The organism is Brevundimonas sp. (assembly GCF_036676055.1).
Lineage (GTDB): Bacteria > Pseudomonadota > Alphaproteobacteria > Caulobacterales > Caulobacteraceae > Brevundimonas.
The window spans coordinates 44,094-65,794 of the sequence record NZ_JAKFDS010000040.1 but is presented as its reverse complement, the minus strand read 5'-3'; the positions used below and the strand labels follow the sequence as shown (position 1 = coordinate 65,794).

Here is a 21,701-nt window from a genome sequence, read left to right as displayed (position 1 = left end):
CTGGCGCGACGGCAAGCCGCTGTTCGCGGGCGACAAATACGCCGGCCTGTCCGACATGTGCCTCTGGTACATCGGCGGCATCATCAAGCACGCCAAGGCCATCAACGCCTTCGCCAACTCGACCACCAACTCCTACAAGCGCCTGGTTCCCGGCTACGAAGCTCCGGTGAAACTGGCCTATTCGTCGCGCAACCGCTCGGCCTCGATCCGCATTCCGTGGGTCAACTCGCCCAAGGCCAAGCGCATCGAAGCCCGTTTCCCGGATCCGATGGGCAACCCCTATCTGACCTTCGTCGCCCTGCTGATGGCCGGCCTTGACGGCATCGAGAACCGCATCGATCCGGGCGCGCCGGCTGACAAGAACCTCTACGACCTGCCGCCGGAAGAGCGCGGCAACATCCCGGAGGTCTGCGGTTCGCTGCGTGAGGCGCTCGAGAGCCTCGACAAGGATCGCGCCTTCCTCAAGAAGGGCGGCGTCATGGATGACGACTTCATCGACAGCTACATCGAGCTGAAGATGGAAGAGGTGATGCGTCTGCAACTGCATCCGCACCCGGTCGAATTCGACATGTACTACAGCTGCTGATCGACAGCGGGGGCTGACGACAAAGGGCGCCGGACGGTCTCCCGTCCGGCGCCCTTTTCACGTCCGGAACCCGGATCAGCGGTTGGTCGTCTCGACCTCGATTCCGCCCTCGCCGGCGCGGACGGTGGTGGTGTCGCCTTCGCGGCGGTCCTCGACGACCACGGGCGGAGTCGGGGCGGGAACTTCACGCTCGATGACCACCGGCTCGGCCGGGACCTCGCGCTCGATGATCGTCGTCGTGTCGGTGTCACGGGCGGCGTCGGCGTCGGTCTCGGTCTCCGCCGGCGTGCAGGCCGCGGCGGCGAAGGCGAGGGCGCCGATCGAGGCGATGGCGGTCAGGCGGATGAGGCTGGTCATGGGCGGACTCCTGAATGGGAACCCGGTGCAAACGGCCACGCTGCCGCAGAGGTTCCGGTCAGGCCGCGACGCCATCCGCCGCATCGGCCTTCCGGCGGCGCAGTTCGATCAGACGGACGCACCAGATCGACACCTCGTAGAGCAGCACCAGGGGGATCGCGAGCATCAGCTGGCTGATCGGGTCGGGCGGCGTCACGACGGCCGCCACCACGACAACGCCGACGATGGCGTAGCGCCGGCCCTCGGCCATGACCTTTGAACTGATGATGCCGGCCAGCCCCAGCAGGGTCATCACGACCGGCAACTGGAAACACAGGCCGAAGGCCAGCAGCAGGGCCGTGACCAGATTCAGATAGTCCGAGACCTTGGGCAGGAGTTCGGCGGACACGCCGCCGCCGGTGATCTGCTGGCTGAGCGAGAACCACATCACGAACGGCAGCATGACGAAATAGACCAGGGCCGCGCCGAGCAGGAACAGCAGGGGGGCCGCGATCAGGAAGGGCAGGAAGGCGCCCTTCTCGTTACGGTACAGGCCCGGGGCGACGAATTTGTAGAGCTGCCAGGCCAGGACCGGGAAGGCGACCACGATCGCGCCGAAGCCGGCCAGCTTCATCTTGGTGAAGAGAAACTCCAGCGGCGCCGTGTAGATCAGATTGACCATCTGGCCGTCGACAGTCGGCAGCGGCTTCAGCCCGGCGGTGCCGAGGATCAGGTCCAGAGGAGAGACATGGCCGCCGGGCCCGACCGCCGTGTGGAAGGCGGCGGCGGCGGCGAATGGCTTCACCAGGAAGATGTACAGCGGCTCCGCGAAGGCGAAACAGCCGATGAAACCGATGACGAAGGCGACGACGCAGACGATCAGCCGCCCGCGCAGCTCGATCAGATGATCCATCAGGGGCGCGCGCGACGCCTCGATCTCGTCCTCGTCCCGCTCGAGCCGGCTCACAGGTCCACCTTCCGGGCGCGAACGGGCCGGCTCTTGCCTGTAGCCGTCTTGACGGACGCGGCCGACGCCGCCTTGCGCGGCGTGGCCGGGGCCTTCGCCGGCTTCGCCGCGGCCGCCTTGTCGGAAGCCGCCCTGGCCCGAGGTTTCGCCCTGGGCTTTGGCTCCGGCTCGGCCGCGGTCTCCAGCGGCTCCATCACGGGCGCGCTGTCCGGCCATTCATCAGGCCCGGACAGCTGCGGCTGCCCGGCCGGCGTGTAGAGCGGCTGGTTCAGGTCGTTGCGGATGTCGCGAAACGCCGCGTCTGCCTCCGGTCCGAGCGGGACCATCTGGCCGGTGCGCAGGGCCTCGACCTCCTTGCGCAGCTCGTCCAGTTCGGACTGGCGCGCCATCTCGTCGAAGCTGGAGCGGAACTCATTGGCCATGGCCCGCGCCTTGCCCATGGCCTTGCCGACCTTGCGCATGAGCAGGGGCAGGTCCTTGGGCCCCACCACCAGCAGGGCCACAAGTCCGATGACAAGGATTTCAAGCCCGCCGATGCCGGGTCCAAGACCACCCATCCGTCAGTTTCTCCGACGCGAGGCGACTATTGCTTCAGGTCTTCTTTTTCCGCGTCGGTGCGGGGCAGGGCGCCGGCGCGCTCCTCCTGCGGCTTGTCGCCGTCCGTATCCTTCAGACCATCGCGGAACGCCTTAACGCCCTTGGCGGCGTCGCCCATCAGGCCCGACAGCTTGCCGCGGCCGCCGAACAGCAGCAGCACCACCACGATGACGATGGCCCAGTGCCAGATGCTAAATGAGCCCACGGGTAATCTCCTCTTTCGGGTCGCCGGACCCGCTCAAACTCTTCCGGCCGCATATAGGCCGTTCAGTGGCGCGACGCCAAGCGAACCTGTTAGGGACGCGCGCATGAGTCACGTGATCATCCACACCGACGGCGCCTGCAAGGGCAACCCGGGCCCCGGCGGCTGGGGCGCCATCCTTCAGACCGGCGGCGGTCATGAGAAGGAACTGTGGGGCGGCGAGCCGCTGACCACCAACAATCGCATGGAGCTGATGGCGGCGATCATGGCGCTGGAGGCCCTGACCCGGCCGTGCCGCGTCGATCTGCACACCGACAGCAAATACGTCATGACCGGCATCACCGAATGGATCCGGGGCTGGAAGGCGCGCGGCTGGAAGACGGCTGACAAGAAGCCGGTCAAGAACGAGGACCTGTGGAAACGGCTCGACGCCGCCCGCGCCCGTCACGAGGTGAAGTGGCACTGGGTCAAGGGCCACGCCGGCCACGAACTCAACGAGCGCGCCGACGGCCTCGCCAACCGCGGGATCGCAGACCTGCCGCGCTAGGCGGCCCGCACCTTCAGTTTCGATCCGTCCGTCGCCTCGACGATCACGCTCTCGCCCGCCAGCGGCGCGGCGCCCTCGATCTCGGCCACCCATTCGGCGCCGGAGACGAACACCCGGCCCCGGCCGTCGACAAAGGCCTGCACCACCTGCGCCCGCTGCCCGACCAGGCGGCTGTCGCGGGCGTTGATGTCGGGGCTGTCCGACGGATTGACGCGCTGGATCAGCCGGCGCGACAGCAGTGTCGCCGCCACCGTCAGCACCGCGAACAGCAGCATCTCGCCCAGCAGGCCCAGCGGCAGACCCAGGGCGGTGACCACCGCCACCACCCCCGCCGCCACCGCCGGCCACAACAGCCACTCGGTCGAGAAGGCGGCTTCCACCGCCAGCAGGATCACGCCCAGCGCCAGCCAGATCCAGTACGGCTGCGCGGCGTGCAGTTCGATCAGGGCGTCCATCGGTCAGGTCCTCGGAACGGAGCCGCCGCGCGGCGGGCGCGGAGGCGCGGGGGGCGTGGTCCGGGCCGGAGCGGCGGCGCTGCGGACGTCGGTGCGGCCCTGCTGCTGCTCCCGGGCGAGGCTGACCAGTTCGCCGAGGCCGGCGATGGTGCCTACCAGGCCGGACATCTCGGCCGGGACGATCACCGTCTTGGCGGTCGGGTTGCGGGCCAGTTCGGCGAAGGCCTCGACGTATTTCTGGGCGACGAAATAGTTGATGGCGTTGACGTCGCCGCGGGCGATCGCTTCCGACACCATGGCCGTGGCGCGGGCCTCGGCCTCGGCCTCGCGCTCGCGGGCCTCGGCGTCGCGGAAGGCCGCTTCCTTGCGGCCCTCGGCCTGCAGGATGGCCGACTGCTTGGCGCCCTCGGCGCGGGCGATGGCGGCCTGTTTCTCGCCCTCGGCCTCGGTGATGACGGCGCGGCGCTCGCGCTCGGCCTTCATCTGGCGCGCCATGGCGTTGGTGATGTCGGCCGGCGGGGTCAGGTCCTTGATCTCGATCCGGTTGACCTTGACGCCCCACGGCTCGGTCGCCGCGTCGATCACCGTCAGCAGGCGCGAGTTGATGTTGTCCCGCTGGAACAGCACCTCATCCAGATCCATCGATCCGACCACGGTGCGCAGATTGGTCATGCACAGCTGGGTGATGGCGTAGGGCAGGTTCTCGACCCGATAGGCCGCGCGCGCCGCGTCCATCACCTGGATGAAGACGATGGCGTCGACCTTCACCATGGCGTTGTCCTTGGTGATGACCTCTTGCTGGGGCACGTCGAGGACCTGCTCCATCATGTTCATGCGCCGGCCGATGCGTTCGACGAACGGAGTCAGCAGGCTGATGCCGGGCGACAGCGTCCGCGTGTACTTGCCGAACCGCTCGACGGTCATCTCGCGCCCCTGCGGCACGATCTTCACGACGCTGAACAACAGCACGATGGCCAGAACGACCAGCGCGATGGCGAAATAACTCATGATGGGCCTCCCTCTTCATCTCAAGGTTAGCACCCGGGGCCCCGCTCGCCAGCGAAACCGGACGCCGGTTCATGAACTCGCTGTAATGTTTCAGCGGTCCCGCCCGGCGACGGCGAGGGCGATCACCCGGCGCGTCTCGTCCCAGCCGACCAGCGCCGCAGCCTGGTCCAGCGCCACGAATCGGGCCTCCACCGCGTCGTCCCCGGCCACGGGCTCGCCCGACAGCCAGCGCGCCGCGTAGTCGACCAGCACATAGTGCCGGCCCGCCTCCGGGAAGACGCCGTCGACAACGTCCAGCAGGCCGGTGATCTCGGCCTCCACCCCGGTCTCCTCGCGCAGTTCCCTCAGCGCCGCATCGACGGCCCGCTCTCCCGGCTCGATGCGCCCGCCCGGCAGGCTCCATTCGCCCTGTTTCGGCGGACGTCCCCGGCGGATCAGGAGCACCTCGTCGCCGCGCAGACAGACGACGCCGGCGCACGGGACGGGAGCGGGCAGGGGGCGGGTCATGGTCCGACGCATAGCCTGGGCCTTTCGCTGCGCCCACGACTTTGACACAACCGGGCCCATGAACCCGCCGTCCGCCGAAGCCCTCGCCGCGCTCAAGTCCGCCCTCGGCGAGGGCGGCTGGACCGACGATCCGGCCGAGATCGCCCCTTGGCTGACCGAGTGGCGCAACCGCTGGAGCGGCCACACCCCGCTGATGCTGACGCCGCGCTCGACGGAGCAGGTCGCCGCCGCGGTGCGGGTCTGCGCCGAACACCGCATCTCGATCGTCCCCCAGGGCGGCGACACCGGCCTCGTCGGCGGCCAGATCCCCTATGGGGAAGTCCTGCTCTCGACCCGCAAGCTTCGCGCCGTCCGCGACGTGACGCCGCTCGACGACGCCATGACGGTCGAGGCCGGGGTCACCCTGCTGGAGGCGCAACAGGCCGCCGCCGCCGCCGACCGGATGTTCCCGCTCAGCCTCGCCGCCGAGGGCAGCGCGACCATCGGCGGGGTGATCTCGACCAACGCCGGCGGCACCGCGGTGATCCGCTACGGCGTCATGCGCGATCTGGTGCTGGGGATCGAGGCGGTGATGCCCGACGGGGAGGTCTTCCACGGCCTCAAACGGCTGCGCAAGGACAACACTGGCTATGATCTGAAACAGCTTCTGATCGGCGCGGAGGGCACCCTAGGGGTGGTCACCGCCGCGACGCTGAAGCTGTTTCCGGTCATGCGCAGCCGCTCCACCGCCATGGTCGGCCTTGACCACCCTTCGGCCGCCATCGAATTGCTGGCCCGCGCCAAGGCCGAGACCGGCGGCGGGGTCGAGGCCTTCGAGCTGATGAAGCGGCTTGGCATGGGCTTCGTCCTCGCCAACATCCCGGACACGCGCGAGCCGCTGGGCAGCACGCCGCCGTGGTACGTCCTGATCGAACTGGTTTCCGGCGAGCCCGGCGCCGCCGACGCGGCCATGGAGCGGCTGCTGACCCATGCTTTCGAGACCGGTCTGATCACCGACGCCGTCCTCGCCCGGAACGACGCCCAGCGCGCCGCCTTCTGGAAACTGCGCGAGGAGCAGTCCGCCGCCCAGAAGCCCGAGGGGGGCGGCTGGAAGCACGACGTTTCCGTCCCCGTCTCCCGCATCCCCGACTTCCTCGAGGAGGCCACGGCCGCCGTTGAACGCTTCCACCCCGGGGCGCGTGTCAGCGCCTTCGGCCACGTCGGAGATGGCAATCTCCACTACGACGTGCTGTGCCCGCCGGGCGGCGACCTGCCGGCCTTCCTCGCCCGCTGGGCCGAGGGCTCGCAGATCGTCCACGACATCGTCGCCCGTTACGACGGCTCCATCTCCGCCGAACACGGCCTCGGCCGTCTCAAGACCGACGAGGCCCGCCGCTACAAGTCGCCGCTGGAGATACGGACCATGCAGGCGGTTCGGGCGGCCATCGATCCGCACCGGATCATGAACCCGGCCGTGCTGTTCTGAGTTGGATTGGGGCCCGCTTGCCCCTCCGCGCTGATCGTCCTACCCCTCCGCCTCGATTCACCACCCCGGAGCCCGCCCATGACCCTCGCCCTTCTGTTCCCCGGACAAGGCAGCCAGTCGGTCGGCATGGGCGCGACCCTGGCCGACGCCTTCGCCTCGGCCCGCGAAGTCTATGCCGAGATCGACGACGCCCTGGGCCAGAAGTTGTCGCTGCTGATGCGCGAGGGGCCCGAGGACCAGCTGACCCTGACCGAGAACGCCCAGCCGGCCCTGATGGCCGTGTCTCTGGCCGCCGCCCGCGTGCTCAAGGTCGAGTTCGACGTCGATGTCGCCCGCGCCGCCTTCGTCGCCGGCCATTCGCTGGGCGAATACTCCGCCCTCTGCGCCGCCGGCTCGATCACCCTCGCCGACACGGCCCGTCTGCTGAAGCTGCGCGGTCAGGCCATGCAGCGCGCCGTGCCCGTCGGCCGCGGGGCCATGGCCTCGCTGATCGGACCGAAGACCGACCTCGCCCTCGCCGAAGCCGCGGCGAAGGCCGGCTCGGAAGTCGGCGTCTGCGTCGTCGCCAATGACAACAACGCCGGCAATATCGTCATCTCGGGCGACAAGGCCGCTGTCGACCGCGCCATCGAAAAAGCCAAGGAGCTCGGCGCCCGCGCCATTCCGCTGAATGTCTCGGCGCCGTTCCATTGCCCGTTGATGCAGCCCGCCGCCGACGAGATGGCCGACGCCCTCGCCGACGCGAAGATCGTCGCGCCGGTCGTCCCGGTCGTCGCCAACGTCACCGCCCGCCCCGAGACCGATCCCGAGGTCATCCGCCGCCTGCTGGTCGAACAGGTCACCGGCCGCGTCCGCTGGCGCGAGTCGATGGAATGGATGGCCGGGGAGGGCGGCGTCACCCGCTTCGCCGAGATCGGCTCCGGCAAGGTCCTGACCGGCATGGCCAAACGCATCGCGCCCGACGCCGAAAGCCTGTCGCTGAACACGCCGGAAGAGCTGGAAGCGTTCGCAAAGAGCTTTTGAACCTCTTCGGCCGTCATCCTCGGGATTGACCCGAGGATCAGAGGTCCGGGCAAGCTGTGCGCCCGGGACGGCCCCGAAACCGCGCTCCAGCCGTTCGGCTATGAGCACCTGACAGTCTGATCCTCGGGTCAAGCCCGAGGATGACGGAAGAAGAAGAGGCAACCATGTTCAACCTCACCGGCAAGACCGCCCTCGTCACGGGCGCCACCGGCGGCATCGGCGGGGCCATCGCCCGGGCGCTGCACGCCCAGGGCGCGACCGTCATTCTGTCCGGCACCCGAGAGGCGGTGCTGCAGGATCTGGCGAAGGAACTGGGCGAGCGCGCCTTCGCCGCCGCCGCCAATCTGTCCGATCCCGAGTCCGTGGATGGCCTGATCGCCCGCGCCGAGGAGGCCGCCGGGGCCCCGCTGGATATCCTTGTCGCCAACGCCGGCATCACGAAAGACGGCCTGCTGATGCGGATGAAGGACGAGGACTTCACCGACGTCATCAAGGTCAATCTCGAGAGCTATTTCCGCCTTTCGCGCGCCGCCATGAAAGGCATGATGAAGCGCCGCTCGGGCCGCATCATCGGCATCACCTCGGTCGTCGGCGTCACCGGCAACCCCGGCCAGACCAACTACGCCGCCTCCAAGGCCGGCATGATCGGCTTCTCCAAGTCGCTGGCCCAGGAGGTCGGTTCGCGCGGCATCACCGTCAACTGCATCGCGCCCGGCTTCATCGCCTCGCCGATGACCGATGTGCTCAACGACCAGCAGCGCGAGACCATCCTCAAGAACATCCCGGCCGGCCGCCTCGGAACCGGCGACGAGATCGCCGCCGCCGCCGTCTATCTGTCGTCGGACGAAGCCGCCTACGTCACGGGCCAGACCCTGCACGTCAACGGCGGCATGGCGATGATCTGATGAAGGTCCTGCGCATCCTGGCCACCATCGTCAGCGGCCCGATGCTGCTGATCGGGATCATCTGGGTGCTGCAGGGCCTGAACATCCTGCCCGGCAGCTTCATGACCGGCCAGATCATCTGGGCGGTCTACGGCGCGCCGCTCGCGCTGGCCGGCGGCGGCCTGGTGTGGTGGGTCAACCGGGGCGTTCAATCCCGGTAACGGGCTATTTTCAGCCGCCCCGCCTGTGCTAAAGCCCACGCAACCGACGCGCCTGAGTCTTCGTTGAAGGCTTGCACCGTCGCCGCTGTCGTCATACGGCAGAGACTGAGACAACAGCCGCCCCGGCGGCCCAATGAGCAGAGACACACATGTCCGACACCCTGGAACGCGTCCGCAAGATCGTCATCGACCACCTGGACGCCGATCCGGAAAAGGTCGTTGAAAAGGCCAGCTTCATCGACGACCTGGGCGCTGACTCGCTCGACAACGTCGAACTGGTCATGGCCTTCGAGGAAGAATTCGACATCGAGATTCCCGATGACGCCGCCGAGCACATCCAGACCGTCGGCGACGCGGTGAAGTTCATCGACGAGAAACTGGCCGGCTGATCGCCGTCCTTTTCGATACGGCTCTGATGGCCGCCGTGGCGCGCCCCTAGCGGGGCCGCCCGGCGGCCATTAGTGTTTAAGGCCACGGATTCTGTAGCAGGAGCGCCCATGCGCCGCGTCGTCGTCACCGGCCTCGGTCTGCTCACCCCCCTCGGCTGGGGCGTCGAGCACAACTGGAAAGGCATCGTCGAAGGCCGTTCGGGCATCGGCCCGATCACCAATTTCGACGTCGAGGGCTGGGGCTGCACTATCGCCGGCGAAATCCCCTCCGTGGACGGACGGGGCGGCGGCGCCCCGGGCCAGCCGGGGGTCTTCGACCACGAAAAGGTCATGTCGCCCAAGGATCGCAAGCGGGTCGATGACTTCATCGTCTACGCCATCGCCGCGGCGGACGAAGCCCTGGCCGATGCGAACTGGAAGCCGGAGAGCGACGAGGACAAGGAGCGCACCGGCGTCATGGTCGGCTCCGGCATCGGCGGCCTCGGCCCCATCGCCGACACCGCCATCATTCTCAAGGAGCAGGGCCCGCGCCGGGTCAGCCCCTTCTTCATCCCCTCGGCCCTGATCAATCTGACTTCAGGCCAGATTTCGATCCGCCACGGCCTGAAAGGCCCGAACCATTCGGTCGTCACCGCCTGCGCCACCGGCGCCCACGCCATCGGCGATGCAGCCCGGATGATCGCGATGGACGACGCCGACGTCATGGTCGCGGGCGGCGCCGAAAGCTCGATCGTGCCGATCGGCATCGCGGGGTTCCTCGCCTGCAAGGCCCTCTGCACTGCCTTCAACGATACGCCTGAAAAGGCCAGCCGCCCCTATGACAAGGACCACGCCGGCTTCGTCATGGGCGAGGGCGCCGGCATCATGGTGCTGGAGGAGTACGAGCACGCCAGGGCTCGCGGGGCGAAGATCTACGCCGAGATCGTCGGCTACGGCATGAGCGGCGACGCCTACCACATCACCGCCCCGTCCGAGGACGGGGAGGGCGGACTACGCGCCATGAAGGCCGCGCTGAAGCGGGCTGGTCTGCAGCCGTCTGATCTCGACTACGTCAACGCCCACGGCACCTCGACCATGGCCGACTGGATCGAGCTGCGCGCCATCGAGCGGCTGGTTGGCGACCACGCGAAGAACCTCGCCGTCTCCTCGACCAAGTCGATGACCGGCCACCTGCTCGGCGCCGCCGGGGCCATCGAATCGATCTTCTCGGTGCTGGCCATCCGCGACCAGGTCGCCCCGCCGACCATCAACCTCGACAATCCCGAGCAGGAGACCCCGATCGACCTGGTGCCGCACAAGGGCAAGCCGATGAAGATCGACGTCGCCATGTCCAACAGCTTCGGCTTCGGCGGCACCAACGCCAGCGTCATCTTCAAGAAGGTCGGCTGATGTTCGGACGCTCCCGGGGGGCGGGCGCTCCGAAACGACAGCGATCCGGTCGGGCCACGGCCCTGCTGGCCGCGTCGGCCACTTTCAGCCTGTTCCTGATCGCCGCCATCGTCGCGGCCTGGAGCGTCTTCTACGCTCCGGGACCCGCCGCCCGCGGCGGCGCGGAAACGACCATCGTCACCCTGCCCAGCGGGGCCGGCGTCAACGCCATCGCCGCCAATCTGAAGGCCGCGGGCGTCATCCGTTCGACCGACATGTTCAAGGCCGCCGCCACCCTGACCGGCGCTGACCGGCGCCTGCGCGCGGGGGAGTACGAAGTGCCCAGCCGCGCCTCCCTGCGCTCCGTTCTGGTGCTGTTGGTCGAGGGGCGGGTGGTTCGCCACTACGTGACCCTGCCCGAGGGCTGGTCCTCGGCCCAGGCGGTCGACATCCTGATGCGCCAGCCCCTGCTGACCGGCGAGATTGCGACGACGCCGGAAGAGGGCTCCCTGTGGCCCGACACCTATGAGATCAGCCGCGGCGACACCCGCGCCTCGGTCATCGCCCGCATGAGCAACGCCCAGGCCGACAATCTCGCGCGCCTGTGGGCGGCCCGCTCGCCCCGCACCGTGGTCAAGTCGCCCGAAGAGGCGGTCATCCTCGCCTCGATCGTCGAGAAGGAGACCGCCGTCGCCGCCGAACGCCCCCGCGTGGCCGCCGTCTTCTCCAACCGACTGCGCATCGGCATGCGGCTGGAGAGCGATCCGACCATCGTCTACGGCCTCACCCAGGGTCGGCCGCTGGGCCGCGGCATCCGCCGCTCGGAGCTGGAGCGTCAGACCGCCTGGAACACCTATCAGATCGACGGCCTGCCCCCGACCCCGATCGCCAACCCCGGCCGCGAGGCCCTGGCCGCGGTGCTGAACCCGCCTGCGTCCGACGAGCTGTTCTTCGTCGCCGACGGCTCCGGCGGCCACGCCTTCGCCCGAACCTATGACGAGCACCTCGCCAACGTCGCCCGCTGGCGCGAGATCGAGCGGCGCAAGGCCGGCCTGCCCCCCGGCAGCCCGCCCCCGGCCGTTCCCGGGACCTCGCCGGGCGTGCCCAACGCCGCCCCCGGGGCCGCCGCGCCTCCGGGCGTAACCGTTCCCCCCGGCGCCCAGGTCATCCGCGTGCCGCAGACGGCCCCGGCGCAATGACCACGATTTCGGGCATGACCGGCTTCGGCCGCAGCGAAGGTGCCGAGGGCGCCTGGACCTGGGCGGTCGAGGCCCGCTCGGTCAACGGCCGCAACCTCGAGGTCCGCTTCCGCGGTCCGCCCGGCTTCGACAGCCTCGAACGCGCCGCCAAGGCCTCGGCCCAGAAGCATTTCACCCGCGGTCAGATCACGGTCGGGGTCCAGGCCAAACGCGCCGATCCCGGCGCCGCCGCCCTCAAGGTCAATGAGGACATCCTCGCTCGCTACCTGACCCTCGCCAACCAGCTGGCGGAGGAGGGGGCGACTCCGCCCTCGGCCGACGGTCTGCTGGGCCTTCGCGGCGTGCTTGAGACGCCCGAGGAGGAGGAAGCGCCCGAGGCCCGCGCCGCCGTCGAGGCCGCCATGGCCGCCTCCATCGACGTCGCCTTCGACGCCCTGAAGGTCTCCCGCGACCGCGAGGGGGCCCAGCTCCTCCCGCTGGTCGCCGGCTTCGTCGACAACGCCGAACAACTCGTCGCCCAGGCCGAGACCGAAGCCGCGGCCCAGGTCGAGGCCATCCGCGACCGCTTCGCCCGGCGCATGACCGAGCTGGCGCCCGATGCTCCCGGCTTGCAGGACCGCATCTTCCTCGAGGCCGCCGCCCTCGCCACGAAAGCGGACGTCCGTGAGGAGCTCGATCGCCTCACCGCCCACGTCGCCTCGGCCCGCACCCTGTTGCAGCAACCCCCCGCCGGGCGGAAACTCGACTTCCTGATGCAGGAATTCATGCGCGAGGCGAACACCCTCTGCTCGAAATCGGCTACCACCGCGCTCACCGGAATCGGCCTCGACCTCAAGGCCGTCATCGAGCAGCTGCGGGAACAGGTCCAGAATGTCGAATGAACGCACGCCCCGCCGCGGCGTCCTGCTGATCGTCGCCAGCCCCTCGGGCGCCGGCAAGACCAGCCTGTGCCGCCGCCTGATGGCCGACCACGGCGGCCTCGAGCTGTCGGTGTCGATGACCACCCGCGGCATCCGCCCGGGCGAGGTCGCCGACCGCGACTACCATTTCGTCGACGACGCCGAGTTCCAGCGCATGGTCGAGGCCGACGCCTTCCTCGAATGGGCCGACGTGCACGGCAGCCGCTACGGCAGCCCGCGCGCCCCAATCGACCGCGCCCTCGCCGAAGGCCGCGACGTTCTGTTCGACATCGACTGGCAGGGCGCCCGCGACATCGCCCGCAAATGCCCGGAAGACGCCGTCCGCGTCTTCATCCTGCCGCCCAGCCTCGAAGAGCTGCGCCGCCGCCTCGTCACCCGCTCCCAGGACGCCGAGGACGTCATCGACCGCCGCATCGCCAACGCCAAGGGCGAGATCCAGCACTGCGGCGAGTTCGACTATGTGTTCGTCAACGACGACTTCGACCGCAGCTACGCCGAGCTGGCCCACATCTACCACGCCGAGCGCAGCAAGCGTTTCCGCAACGTCTGGGTGGACGGTTACAAGACCGCCCTGCTGAACGAGGCGGTCTGACCTTCACGACAGGGCGGCGGCGCCCGCCCGGGCCTCGTCCACCAGCCAGTCCCGAAACGCGCGGCCCGCCTCCGTTTCGGCCCGGGAGTGCAGGCGCGTCAGCCAGTATCGACCCAGCTGGACTTCGATCGCGAACGGGCGGACCAGGCGCTCGGACGCCAATGCGCGGCCGAACAGGTCGGCCGGGGCCAGGGCGACGCCCACGCCATCCTCGGCGGCGGCCACCATCAGCGCCGCGCTGTCGAACACGGGCCCGTCCAGCCGGGGGCAGTCCCCGCCGGCCGCCTCGAACCAGCGCGTCCATTCGTCGGCGCGGTACGAGCGCAGCAGGACCTCCCGGGCCAGGTCGCCCGGCTCCGACAGTCGGGCCGCCGTCGTGGGCGCGCACAAAGGCGTCAGGGGCGCGTCCATGATCGGCTCGGCATGGGTTCCGTGCCAGGCGCCGTCGCCGTAGCGGATCGCCAGGTCAAGGCCCTCGCCGGCCAGGTCCACGCGGTTGTTGTTGGTCAGGATGCGCAAGTCGATGTCCGGCAGGGCGCGGTGAAACGCCTCCAGACGGGGCAGCAGCCAGGTCACAGCGAAGGTGCCCACCACGCCGACCGTCAACACCTCCCGCAGCCGGCCGCCGGCATAGCGGTCCAGCGTCGCGCTTACCCGCTCGAAGGTCTCGGTCAGCATCGGCGCCAAGGCCTGACCCTCGGCGGTGAGGGCGAGGCCGCGGGGCAGGCGGCGAAACAGGCGGACCCCCAGCTGCTGCTCCAGCCGCCCCACATGGTGGCTGAGCGCGCCCTGGCTCACACACAGCTCCAGTGCGGCCCGGGTGAAGTTCAGATGCCGGGCCGAGGCCTCGAAGGCGCGCAGGGCGTTCAGCGGCAGTTGGGCGCGATCCATCCGCAAGGCATGAATGGATTTGATGGCTACGTCCAGAAATGATGCTTTGTTCCTGCTGGCCGGCTCTCCCATTCTCTCCGGGCAATCACGGGAGCGAACGATGAAAAGAGTGGTGAGCAGTCTGGCCGGCCTGGCCGGTGCGGCAGTTCTGGTGGCGTGCGGCCAGGCCTCATCGCAGGTGGCGGTGACCCGCGTCGATCCGCTGCTGAAGCCGATCGAGCCCGAGTACGCGGCCCGCTGGCTGGGGGAGCAGGCGTCGGTGCAGGTGCACGGCAATACATATCTTGTGGGCTTCGAGGGTCTGACCGTCGCCCTGATCCGCACCAGCGATGGCCTCATCCTCGTCGACGGGGCGCTCCCCCAGGCCGTCCCGGCCGTAGAGGCGAACATCCGGGCGCTCGGGTTCCGCCTTGAGGACGTCAAATACATCCTCAGCACCGAGCCGCACTATGACCATGCCGGCGGGATCGCGGCCCTGGCCCGCGACACCGGCGCCACGGTGATCGCCAGTCCGGCGGCCGTCGAGGCGCTCGCGCGCGGTCGCAGCGGTCCGGACGATCCCCAGGCCGCGCTGCTGGCGACCTTTCCGCCGGTGCAGCGCCTGAGCGCCATTCGCGATGGAGAAACCCTGCGCCTGGGCGAGGTGATCGTTACGGCGCGGGCCACCCCGGGCCATACCCCGGGCAGCATGAGCTGGACCTGGCGCTCGTGCGAGGCGGATGACTGTCGCGACGTGGTCTTCTCCTCCAGCCTCAACCCCATCTCCGCCGACGGCTTCCGCTTCTCCGATCCGCGGAACAGGACCCTGCACGACGGCTTTCTCGCCACCTTCGCCCTGTTCCGCAGCCTGCCGTGCGACATCCTCCTGACCGCCCACCCGGATCAGCCGGGGGTGACGGAAGCGATCGATCGCCTGCGACAGGCGCGGGAGCCCAACCCCTTCGTCGATCCGGCCGCCTGCCGCGCCCATGCGGACCGGCATGCGCGCCTGTTCGAGCGCCGCCTCGAACGCGAGCGGGCGGGTACGGCGGATTCGCAATAGGGCGGCCTTGACGCCGCCCGGACGGCGCCTATCTCCAAGCCACTGTTTCAACAACGAAAGGAGGTGGTCGAATGTCTCATTGTCTCACGCCGCGCGCGGCCCGTCGGATGAGCCCGGCCTCCCCTCTGGCGGGGACCATCGCCTGAAGACGAAGCCGTTCGCCGGCTGACAATGGAAGGGCCGCTCCTCAGGGAGCGGCCCTTTTTGCTGGGTGATCCATGCCGACCGGTGAAGCCTAGGCTTTCTCGATGGCCGTCGCGATCTGTTCGGGCGAATGGCCGGTCAGATCCTTGGCGATCTCGCCGACGATGCGAGACCCGGTCTCCTTGTGCCAGCCCTTGCGCAGCTGACCCATGGTCTTGGGCGCGGCGATGACCAGCAGGTGCTCAACCTTGTGGTTCAGCACCATGGCGTTCAGCACGTCGGCGACGCCCATGGCGAAGCCGTCCTCGGCCTGGGTGTCGTTGTCCGGGTTGGCGTCGCTGGAAATGCGGCCGGCCGCGCCCGAAGCGCGATCCGCGATGGCGGGGGTCGGCTTCGGCGACAGGACAATTCCTTGATGCCCCGCGTTCTCGAACAGCGACAGCTTCTCGCCGTCGACGACGGCCACGAGCGTGCCTGGGGAGAGGATCATCCGGAATCTCCAATAGTGGGATCTGCTGAACGTCCCGCCAGCGGGGCGGTTGCTCCCGCGGATCATCCCCGCCAGTGGCTACGACCGCTTGCGCCGCACCATCGTCACCCCGCCGTCGCCCGGCCCCTCCGGCTGGGCCTGTCCGGCCACCGCCCGCGCCAGCCGCAGGAAGCCCGCCAGATCAATCACCTCGGCGCGGTCTTCGGGGCTCAGCCCGGCGGCCTCGCACAGTTCGGCCCCGCCGAGCGTCTTCAGACTGGACCGCAGCATCTTGCGTCTCTGTCCGAAGGCGGCGGCGGTGACCCGCTCCAGCGCCTTCAGCAGCGCCCGGTCCGGCCGCTCCGCCTTCGGAACCAGATGCACCACCGCGCTTGCGACCTTTGGCGGCGGGGTGAAGGCGGCGGCGGGCAGGTGCATGACCAGCTTCGCCTCGCACACCGCCTGGGCGATCACCGCCAGCCGGCCATAGGCGTCGTCCCCGGGCGCGGCGACGATGCGCTCGGCCACCTCCTTCTGGAACATCAGGGTCAGGGCGTGCGGCGTCCACGGCCCCGTCAGCCATTTGATCAGCAGCGGCGTGCCGACATTGTAGGGCAGGTTGGAAACCACATGCGCCGGCCCCTCGACCAGTTCGGCCTCGCGCACGGCCAGGGCGTCGCCCTCTACGACGACCAGCCGCCCCGAGCCGTCGTCCAGCTCGGCCAGCAGCGGCAGGAAGCGCGGATCCTTCTCGACCAGCACCACCTTGCCGGCGTCGCTCTCCAGCAGCGCCCGCGTCAGTCCGCCGGGTCCCGGTCCGACCTCGATGACGGCGCGGCCCTCGAACGGCCCGGCCAGCCGCACGATCTTGCGCGTCACATTCAGGTCGAGAAGGAAATGTTGCCCGAAGCTCTTCTTCGCCAGAAGCCCGTGGGCGTCGAGGGATTCGCGGAGGGAGGGGAGGTCGGTCACGCCGCTGCTTACCCCGCCGCCCGCGCCGCCGCCATCTCCCCGGCCAACCGGATCGCGGCCACCAGACTGTCCGGCCGCGCTACACCCTTGCCGGCGATGTCGAAGCCGGTGCCGTGATCCGGCGAGGTGCGCACCACCGGCAGACCCAGCGTCGCATTGACCCCGCCCCAGAAGTCCAGCGTCTTGACCGGGATCAGCGCCTGGTCGTGGTACAGGCAAAGCACGGCGTCATAGCCGGCCCGGGCCTCGTCGTGGAACAGGGTGTCGGCGGGCTGGGGGTCGGTGATGTTGATCCCCTCCCGGCGCAGGGCCGCCGCCGCCGGGGCCAGCACCTCGATCTCCTCCAGCCCCAAGGCGCCGCCCTCGCCGGCGTGCGGGTTCAGGGCGGCCAGCGCCAGCCGGGGGCTGGCGATGCCGAAGTCGCGCTTCATCGCCTCGTTCACCACCCGGGCGGTGCGGCTGACGCGCTCGGCGGTGACCAGCTCCGGAACCTCCGCCAGCGGCGAATGGATGGTCACCAGACAGGCGCGCAGGTCCTTCGCCGTCAGCATCATCACCGGGCCGCGAACGCCCGCGAAAGGAACGTCGGCGGTCAGCTCGGCGATGAACTCGGTGTGGCCGGGAAAGCGGAAGCCGGCTGCGTACAGCGGTGCCTTGGCGATCGGAGCAGTGACCAGGCCCGCGACCTCGCCGCCCAGCGCCAGATTGACCGCCTGCTCGATCCAGTCGGCAACCGCGCCGGCGTTGGCGGGCTCGGGGCGACCGGGCGTGACCGGGGCGGGCAGGGGGACGTTCAGCACCGGGAGGGCGCGCGCGAAGGTCGCCGCGGCGTCCGACGGCGCCGTGATCTCCTGCACGGCGACGCCTTGGGCGCGCATCAGGTCGGCGTCGCCGATGACGAGGAAAGGCTGCGATTCCTCCCTGAGGGACCGCCAGGCCGCAGCGATGATCTCGGGTCCCACGCCCGCCGGCTCGCCCATGGTCAGGGCCAGCGGCGGGGCCGGGGTCACTGCTTGTACTCGATCAGGGCGTCTTCGCGCAGATCCCGCATGTAGCGGCGACCCAGGGTGGCGAGGTTCTGGCGGAACAGCTGGTTCTCGACCTGGCGCACGTCCGGGGCCTCGACCCCGCCGACGCGGCGACCGCAGACGCCGAGAAGGTGCAGGCCCAGCGGCGTGCGGACCGGGGTGCTGACCGAGCCGACCGCAGCCGAGCGGGCCACCTGCTGGAACTGCGGAGCCAGGTTCTGCACGTCGGCCTCGCCGAGGTCGGCGCCGAGCAGGCCCTGCTCCGACGTCGCGCGCTGCAGCATGGTGTCACAGGTCAGCTGCGGCCTCAGGGCCTCCAGCCGCTGCGTCGCCGCCGCCACCTCGGCCTCGCTCGCCGTTTCCGGCAGCTCGACCATCACCTGCTTCAGCTGCACCAGGCTCGCCGCCGCCCCGTCCCGTTTGTCCCGCATGTAGATGATATACACGCCCCCCTCGACCGGGATGGGTCGAGAAAGCTGACCAACCTCAAGCTGATCCATCGCAGTCTGAAGGTTCGGGTTTACCGTGCCCGCGACGACCCAGCCGGCGTCGCCACCGCGAGCAGCCGAGGGAGCGGCCGAGAACTGCTGCGCCACGGCCTGGAAGGGCGCGCCCTGCACCATCTGCTGGACCAGCTGGTTGGCGCCGTTCAGCGCCGCCTGCTGACCGCCGACGCGCGCGGCCTCGATGTAGATCTCGCCGATCAGGTACTGCTTCTTGGATGCGGCCTCGGAGATCTGGCGCATGGCCGCCTCGACCGCGCCCTTGCTGACCCGGGCCCGGCTCTGGAAACGGCCGCCGACCAGCTGTTGCCAACCGATCTGGGTGCGCAGCTGCTCGCGGAGCGTTTGCGGGCGAATGCCTCCGGATTCGAGGAAGGACAGATAGGCTTCCGGCGTAGTGCCGACCTCCTGCGCCATCGCCGCGATTTCCGCGTTCACCTCCTCGTCGGTGACCTTCAGGTCCTCGTAGTTGGCCAGCTCCTGGATCTGCAGACGCTCGTCGATCAGGGCGTTCATGGCCTCTTGCTGGATCGCGGGAATATTCTCCGGCGTCGGCTGGACCTGGGTCATGGCGATCAACAGCAACATGCGCTGGCGCAGGTCGAAACCGGTGATGACGCTGTCGTTGACGGTGGCGAGAACGCCATCGGCCATCTGGAACTGCGGGGCGGCAGGCTGCGCGGCGGGCGGGACCTGCCCGGCCGCGGGATTCAGCGTGCCCGCCGCCGCCGGCTCTTGCGGCGCGGTCTGGGCCACGGCCGATCCGGCCAGGAGGGCGGCGATCGCCACGCCCGTCAAGTAACGCTGAAAACGCATGTCAGTCCTGGTTCCTCAAGCGGCGCCGTCGGTTCGAGTCCGGTTCTGGCGACCTGCGCGCAACCGAAATCGCACGCCGATCAGCGCCCGTCGCCCCGTCAATATCCTGTACCGCCGAAAGTGGCGAGGGTTAGGCGCACATAAGGACCTTCCGAGGGGCCGGAGGGCCGGACGCTGGTATTGTCGCGCCGCCAGCCGAGCTCGAAACGGAAGCAGTCGTCGTCAAACAGCAGGCCGATTTCGGACTGAACGAGATAGCCCGGGTCGGGCTGACCGGGACGCGGCGTACGCTCCAGGTCCGCAATGCCGGAGAAGGCCACACCCCAGTTGCCGTACAGAAACTGCTGCCCCGCCAGCTGGAGATACTCGTAGTTGCGGTTGTTCGGCCCGGCGAGGGGATTGGAGCGGTCGAGGATGTAGCTGACCGTCGCCACATTCCGGCGTCCCCATCGCCCGTCCACGGCGATCTCGGCTCGCCGGACATTGCCGGCCGAATCGATGGTGGCATGGCCCCAGCCGCGCATCCGGTCCGACGGCGAGAAATCGCCCTGGACCACCCAGTCGGAGGTGGCGGACGCCAGACCGGTCGGATCGTAGAGGTCCGCCGGGGCGTCGGGGACGGGAACGAGGAAGGCCGGTTCATCATCGGAGCGGAAGCTGCGGCCGATGAACAGGCTCGCCTGCCTGCCATTTTCCCAGCGCAGGGTGGTCCGGGCCCCCGTCGTGAAGCGCAGGCCCCCTTCGTACAGGTCGTACCCGGGGAAGCGATCGACCCGAAACAGCGAACCCTCGTCCAGTTCGATCGTCTCGCTGTCCTCGTTCGGGATGCGTGGGTCGAGGTCGGGGTCGCTCGACAGCGACAGCTGCGCCAATGGCTCGACGATCACGTCCGTCGCCCCGAAACGCCGGATCAGGGGGTAGCTGACATCGAGGCCGGCGGTGGCCCGCCCACGACCGATCGCCTCATTCTCCAGTCCCAGGGCCGGCGGCAGATCTTCAACGGAATAGAGGTCGGCCCGGAGGTCGACGAACGGTTCCCAGCGCACGCCGATCGGCGAGATCATCGTCTTGCGCCAGTCGGCCTGGGCCGACACCCGGCGGCTGTCCACGCCCGGCAGTCCGGAGGTTGCCCCCCCGGGGATGACGCCGGGTCTCAGCACCGGACTGCCGACGTAGTCGTCCCGATAGAGCGACACGGCTGTTCCGCGCAGTCGCAGTCGTCCACCGAGAACCGGCCCCACCGGCTCCCACCGCATTTCGATCAGGGGGGCGACGACCGGCAGGGCGCCGTCGCGTTCGAACTCGTTCAGGGCCGGGGTGACCGGGTCGAACCGGTCGACCCGCAGGCTTTGCAGGGTGAAGGCGGCGACCGAGACATACGACCGGTCCGTCTGGTGTTCGGCGTAGAGCTGGCTGATCAGCCGGCGCTGGTCGCCATAGTACAGGCCGTTGTCCTGGTAAGGATCGCGCACGTCGTAGCGGTCGAACAGCGTCTTGTCCGACGTCCGCTCCGCCGTGAAGCCCCAGCGCCACGGGCCTTCCGGATCGAACCGGCCATGGCCGAGGAAATAGCTGCGGCTGGTGCGGTCGCCGAATTTGACGTTGCTTTCCGCATCGCCGTCGCCGTCGAGGTCGAAGTCGCCGAAGCTGCGCTCGTAGGTGTAGCCGCCGCGCAGCACCACCGTCCCGTCCGCGAACCGGCGCCGCCACTGCAGGTTCAGCAGCGGTGCGACGCGGCTGTTGATCTGGGGACTGATCAGCCAGTCCTCGGACGGCGACACCACCTGCAGATAGGGAACCTCGAGACTGATCCCGCGGCCCTCGTCATAGCTGGGAATCGGGACGAGGAAGCCCGAGGCCCGGTCGACCGTGGGATCCGGGTGGGCGAACCAGGGCAGATAGAAGACCGGCACCCCGCCCACGCGGAACACGGCGTTCCGATACAGGACCGCGCGAAGTTCCTCGTTCTGGACGACCTTCTCCGCCTGGATGGCGATGCTGGGTTCCCTGGGATTCCCCTCGGCGTCGCAGATGGGGCAGGGGGTGAAGAGGGCGTAGTTCAGCTCGTTGACGTTCTCGCTGCGGCGCACGGCGGTGGCCGCCATCAGGCTGGCCCCGTTGCGGAAGCGGGTGGCGAAGTCCACGGCCACGCCGGCCTTCAGGTCGGAATCCAGCTCCAGATGGCTGGCGAAGACCACGTTGCCGTCGGGATCGACGAACTCGACCCGGTCGTCGGCGGTCGCCACCCCGAGGTTGAGGTCATAGGTCAGACGGCCGGCGCGAAGCGTGGTGTTGCGGAACCGGGCCAGAACGCGGTCCGTCTCGCCGGTGGCGGAGATGATGCCCCCCTCGCGCGACGCCGTATCAGCCTCGAGGTAGACCGCCCCCGCGGTCAGGCCGTCGGGGCCGGGTTGGGTCTCGGGACCGCTGGCCGCGGGACTTTGCTGCGCCTGGGCGGCGCCGGTCCAGGACGCCAGCGCCACGGCGGCGGCGCCGGCCAGAAGCCGGAGACGCAGGGCTCCCGTTTCGACGCGGCGGTGACGCGGCATTCAGGCTCACTCGGTGGACGG

At 69.3% G+C, this 21,701-nt stretch carries 24 protein-coding genes and 1 pseudogene; 12 read left to right on the top strand and 13 right to left on the bottom strand.

Features of this window, described 5'->3' with window-relative positions; translation table 11 throughout:
- Positions 1 to 586 (top strand): annotated as a pseudogene (glnA, locus tag V6M45_RS07005) (glutamine synthetase); the annotation flags it as partial.
- A gap of 75 nt (positions 587 to 661) precedes the next feature.
- Here the strand turns inward: glnA and V6M45_RS07000 are convergent.
- From V6M45_RS07000 to V6M45_RS06985, 4 genes are read right to left on the bottom strand one after another with little or no spacing between them, the layout of a single operon-like run.
- Positions 662 to 943 carry a hypothetical protein gene (locus V6M45_RS07000; protein WP_332654967.1) on the bottom strand — a complete coding sequence of 94 codons (282 nt, stop codon included), beginning with the start codon at positions 941 to 943 and terminating at the stop codon, positions 662 to 664.
- A 58-nt stretch (positions 944 to 1,001) separates the two neighbouring features.
- The gene (gene tatC, locus V6M45_RS06995) at positions 1,002 to 1,889 is read right to left on the bottom strand and encodes a twin-arginine translocase subunit TatC (RefSeq protein ID WP_332654965.1); all 888 of its coding nucleotides are present in this window, start codon (positions 1,887 to 1,889) and stop codon (positions 1,002 to 1,004) included.
- Positions 1,886 to 2,446 (bottom strand): Sec-independent protein translocase protein TatB, encoded by a 561-nt coding sequence (gene tatB / locus V6M45_RS06990; RefSeq protein WP_332654962.1) that lies wholly within the window; start codon positions 2,444 to 2,446, stop codon positions 1,886 to 1,888. Before tatB ends, tatC begins: the two co-directional genes overlap by 4 nt.
- Before the next feature lie 26 nt (positions 2,447 to 2,472).
- Positions 2,473 to 2,691, bottom strand: coding sequence for a twin-arginine translocase TatA/TatE family subunit (locus V6M45_RS06985; protein WP_332654960.1), 219 nt, complete (start codon positions 2,689 to 2,691; stop codon positions 2,473 to 2,475).
- Positions 2,692 to 2,794: 103 nt separating this feature from the next.
- Here V6M45_RS06985 and rnhA point away from each other — a divergent pair, with 103 nt between their 5' ends.
- Positions 2,795 to 3,235 (top strand): ribonuclease HI, encoded by a 441-nt coding sequence (gene rnhA / locus V6M45_RS06980; protein WP_332654959.1) that lies wholly within the window; start codon positions 2,795 to 2,797, stop codon positions 3,233 to 3,235.
- Here the strand turns inward: rnhA and V6M45_RS06975 are convergent.
- From V6M45_RS06975 to V6M45_RS06965, 3 genes are all read right to left on the bottom strand, one after another.
- Complete coding sequence (locus tag V6M45_RS06975) at positions 3,232 to 3,690, bottom strand: NfeD family protein (RefSeq protein WP_332654957.1); 459 nt, start codon at positions 3,688 to 3,690, stop codon at positions 3,232 to 3,234. The genes rnhA and V6M45_RS06975 overlap by 4 nt on opposite strands.
- A gap of 3 nt (positions 3,691 to 3,693) precedes the next feature.
- Positions 3,694 to 4,698, bottom strand: a complete 1,005-nt coding sequence (locus tag V6M45_RS06970) for an SPFH domain-containing protein (RefSeq protein ID WP_332654955.1) — start codon at positions 4,696 to 4,698, stop codon at positions 3,694 to 3,696.
- Between the two features lie 90 nt (positions 4,699 to 4,788).
- On the bottom strand, positions 4,789 to 5,205 hold the full coding sequence (locus V6M45_RS06965) for an NUDIX hydrolase (protein WP_332654953.1): 417 nt from the start codon (positions 5,203 to 5,205) through the stop codon (positions 4,789 to 4,791).
- A 58-nt stretch (positions 5,206 to 5,263) separates the two neighbouring features.
- Between V6M45_RS06965 and V6M45_RS06960 the strand changes: the two genes are divergently transcribed.
- The 9 genes from V6M45_RS06960 to gmk all read left to right on the top strand — a co-directional run bounded on the left by V6M45_RS06960 (position 5,264) and on the right by gmk (position 13,266).
- A complete protein-coding gene (locus V6M45_RS06960; RefSeq protein WP_332654951.1) occupies positions 5,264 to 6,670 on the top strand; it encodes an FAD-binding oxidoreductase in 1,407 nt (468 codons plus the stop codon).
- Between the two features lie 78 nt (positions 6,671 to 6,748).
- Positions 6,749 to 7,693, top strand: coding sequence for an ACP S-malonyltransferase (fabD, locus tag V6M45_RS06955; RefSeq protein WP_332654949.1), 945 nt, complete (start codon positions 6,749 to 6,751; stop codon positions 7,691 to 7,693).
- Between the two features lie 164 nt (positions 7,694 to 7,857).
- Entirely contained in the window at positions 7,858 to 8,598 is a 741-nt protein-coding gene (gene fabG / locus V6M45_RS06950) for a 3-oxoacyl-[acyl-carrier-protein] reductase (RefSeq protein WP_332654948.1), read from the top strand.
- Complete coding sequence (locus V6M45_RS06945; RefSeq protein WP_332654947.1) at positions 8,598 to 8,798, top strand: hypothetical protein; 201 nt, start codon at positions 8,598 to 8,600, stop codon at positions 8,796 to 8,798. The genes fabG and V6M45_RS06945 overlap by 1 nt, the downstream gene beginning before the upstream one ends.
- Before the next feature lie 149 nt (positions 8,799 to 8,947).
- Complete coding sequence (locus tag V6M45_RS06940; protein WP_055830235.1) at positions 8,948 to 9,187, top strand: acyl carrier protein; 240 nt, start codon at positions 8,948 to 8,950, stop codon at positions 9,185 to 9,187.
- Between the two features lie 108 nt (positions 9,188 to 9,295).
- Positions 9,296 to 10,576, top strand: coding sequence for a beta-ketoacyl-ACP synthase II (gene fabF, locus V6M45_RS06935; RefSeq protein ID WP_332654945.1), 1,281 nt, complete (start codon positions 9,296 to 9,298; stop codon positions 10,574 to 10,576).
- Positions 10,576 to 11,754, top strand: a complete 1,179-nt coding sequence (gene mltG, locus V6M45_RS06930) for an endolytic transglycosylase MltG (RefSeq protein ID WP_332654943.1) — start codon at positions 10,576 to 10,578, stop codon at positions 11,752 to 11,754. The genes fabF and mltG overlap by 1 nt, the downstream gene beginning before the upstream one ends.
- Positions 11,751 to 12,635: a YicC/YloC family endoribonuclease gene (locus tag V6M45_RS06925; protein WP_332654942.1), complete on the top strand. Its 885-nt coding sequence runs from the start codon at positions 11,751 to 11,753 to the stop codon at positions 12,633 to 12,635. Before mltG ends, V6M45_RS06925 begins: the two co-directional genes overlap by 4 nt.
- Positions 12,625 to 13,266 (top strand): guanylate kinase, encoded by a 642-nt coding sequence (gene gmk, locus V6M45_RS06920; RefSeq protein ID WP_332654940.1) that lies wholly within the window; start codon positions 12,625 to 12,627, stop codon positions 13,264 to 13,266. The genes V6M45_RS06925 and gmk overlap by 11 nt, the downstream gene beginning before the upstream one ends.
- Before the next feature lie 3 nt (positions 13,267 to 13,269).
- Here gmk and V6M45_RS06915 read toward each other — a convergent pair whose 3' ends face one another.
- Entirely contained in the window at positions 13,270 to 14,157 is an 888-nt protein-coding gene (locus V6M45_RS06915; protein WP_332654938.1) for a LysR family transcriptional regulator, read from the bottom strand.
- Positions 14,158 to 14,257: 100 nt separating this feature from the next.
- On the opposite strand from V6M45_RS06915, the gene bla reads away from it, so the two are divergent.
- A complete protein-coding gene (gene bla, locus V6M45_RS06910; RefSeq protein WP_332654937.1) occupies positions 14,258 to 15,199 on the top strand; it encodes a subclass B3 metallo-beta-lactamase in 942 nt (313 codons plus the stop codon).
- Positions 15,200 to 15,434: 235 nt separating this feature from the next.
- On the opposite strand, the gene V6M45_RS06905 is transcribed toward bla, so the two are convergent.
- The 5 genes from V6M45_RS06905 to V6M45_RS06885 all read right to left on the bottom strand — a co-directional run bounded on the left by V6M45_RS06905 (position 15,435) and on the right by V6M45_RS06885 (position 21,680).
- Positions 15,435 to 15,833 (bottom strand): host attachment family protein, encoded by a 399-nt coding sequence (locus V6M45_RS06905; protein WP_332654935.1) that lies wholly within the window; start codon positions 15,831 to 15,833, stop codon positions 15,435 to 15,437.
- Between the two features lie 78 nt (positions 15,834 to 15,911).
- A complete protein-coding gene (rsmA, locus tag V6M45_RS06900) occupies positions 15,912 to 16,784 on the bottom strand; it encodes a 16S rRNA (adenine(1518)-N(6)/adenine(1519)-N(6))-dimethyltransferase RsmA (protein ID WP_332654934.1) in 873 nt (290 codons plus the stop codon).
- A gap of 8 nt (positions 16,785 to 16,792) precedes the next feature.
- Positions 16,793 to 17,794, bottom strand: coding sequence for a 4-hydroxythreonine-4-phosphate dehydrogenase PdxA (gene pdxA / locus V6M45_RS06895; protein WP_332654932.1), 1,002 nt, complete (start codon positions 17,792 to 17,794; stop codon positions 16,793 to 16,795).
- A complete protein-coding gene (locus tag V6M45_RS06890; RefSeq protein ID WP_332654930.1) occupies positions 17,791 to 19,131 on the bottom strand; it encodes a peptidylprolyl isomerase in 1,341 nt (446 codons plus the stop codon). Before V6M45_RS06890 ends, pdxA begins: the two co-directional genes overlap by 4 nt.
- Positions 19,132 to 19,229: 98 nt before the next feature.
- The gene (locus V6M45_RS06885; RefSeq protein WP_332654929.1) at positions 19,230 to 21,680 is read right to left on the bottom strand and encodes an LPS-assembly protein LptD; all 2,451 of its coding nucleotides are present in this window, start codon (positions 21,678 to 21,680) and stop codon (positions 19,230 to 19,232) included.
- Between the last annotated feature and the right edge of the window lie 21 nt (positions 21,681 to 21,701).

Coding starts and splice junctions, on each gene's coding strand:
- fabD (WP_332654949.1), top strand. CDS start 6,749: ATGACCCTCGCCCTTCTGTTCCCCGGACAAGGCAGCCAGTCGGTCGGC.
- V6M45_RS06925 (WP_332654942.1), top strand. CDS start 11,751: ATGACCACGATTTCGGGCATGACCGGCTTCGGCCGCAGCGAAGGTGCC.
- V6M45_RS06885 (WP_332654929.1), bottom strand. CDS start 21,680: ATGCCGCGTCACCGCCGCGTCGAAACGGGAGCCCTGCGTCTCCGGCTT.
- V6M45_RS06965 (WP_332654953.1), bottom strand. CDS start 5,205: ATGACCCGCCCCCTGCCCGCTCCCGTCCCGTGCGCCGGCGTCGTCTGT.
- bla (WP_332654937.1), top strand. CDS start 14,258: ATGAAAAGAGTGGTGAGCAGTCTGGCCGGCCTGGCCGGTGCGGCAGTT.
- V6M45_RS06975 (WP_332654957.1), bottom strand. CDS start 3,690: ATGGACGCCCTGATCGAACTGCACGCCGCGCAGCCGTACTGGATCTGG.
- tatB (WP_332654962.1), bottom strand. CDS start 2,446: ATGGGTGGTCTTGGACCCGGCATCGGCGGGCTTGAAATCCTTGTCATC.
- V6M45_RS06970 (WP_332654955.1), bottom strand. CDS start 4,698: ATGAGTTATTTCGCCATCGCGCTGGTCGTTCTGGCCATCGTGCTGTTG.
- V6M45_RS06905 (WP_332654935.1), bottom strand. CDS start 15,833: ATGATCCTCTCCCCAGGCACGCTCGTGGCCGTCGTCGACGGCGAGAAG.
- V6M45_RS06940 (WP_055830235.1), top strand. CDS start 8,948: ATGTCCGACACCCTGGAACGCGTCCGCAAGATCGTCATCGACCACCTG.
- V6M45_RS06890 (WP_332654930.1), bottom strand. CDS start 19,131: ATGCGTTTTCAGCGTTACTTGACGGGCGTGGCGATCGCCGCCCTCCTG.
- fabG (WP_332654948.1), top strand. CDS start 7,858: ATGTTCAACCTCACCGGCAAGACCGCCCTCGTCACGGGCGCCACCGGC.
- rnhA (WP_332654959.1), top strand. CDS start 2,795: ATGAGTCACGTGATCATCCACACCGACGGCGCCTGCAAGGGCAACCCG.
- fabF (WP_332654945.1), top strand. CDS start 9,296: ATGCGCCGCGTCGTCGTCACCGGCCTCGGTCTGCTCACCCCCCTCGGC.
- V6M45_RS06945 (WP_332654947.1), top strand. CDS start 8,598: ATGAAGGTCCTGCGCATCCTGGCCACCATCGTCAGCGGCCCGATGCTG.
- V6M45_RS07000 (WP_332654967.1), bottom strand. CDS start 943: ATGACCAGCCTCATCCGCCTGACCGCCATCGCCTCGATCGGCGCCCTC.
- mltG (WP_332654943.1), top strand. CDS start 10,576: ATGTTCGGACGCTCCCGGGGGGCGGGCGCTCCGAAACGACAGCGATCC.
- V6M45_RS06915 (WP_332654938.1), bottom strand. CDS start 14,157: ATGGATCGCGCCCAACTGCCGCTGAACGCCCTGCGCGCCTTCGAGGCC.
- gmk (WP_332654940.1), top strand. CDS start 12,625: ATGTCGAATGAACGCACGCCCCGCCGCGGCGTCCTGCTGATCGTCGCC.
- V6M45_RS06960 (WP_332654951.1), top strand. CDS start 5,264: ATGAACCCGCCGTCCGCCGAAGCCCTCGCCGCGCTCAAGTCCGCCCTC.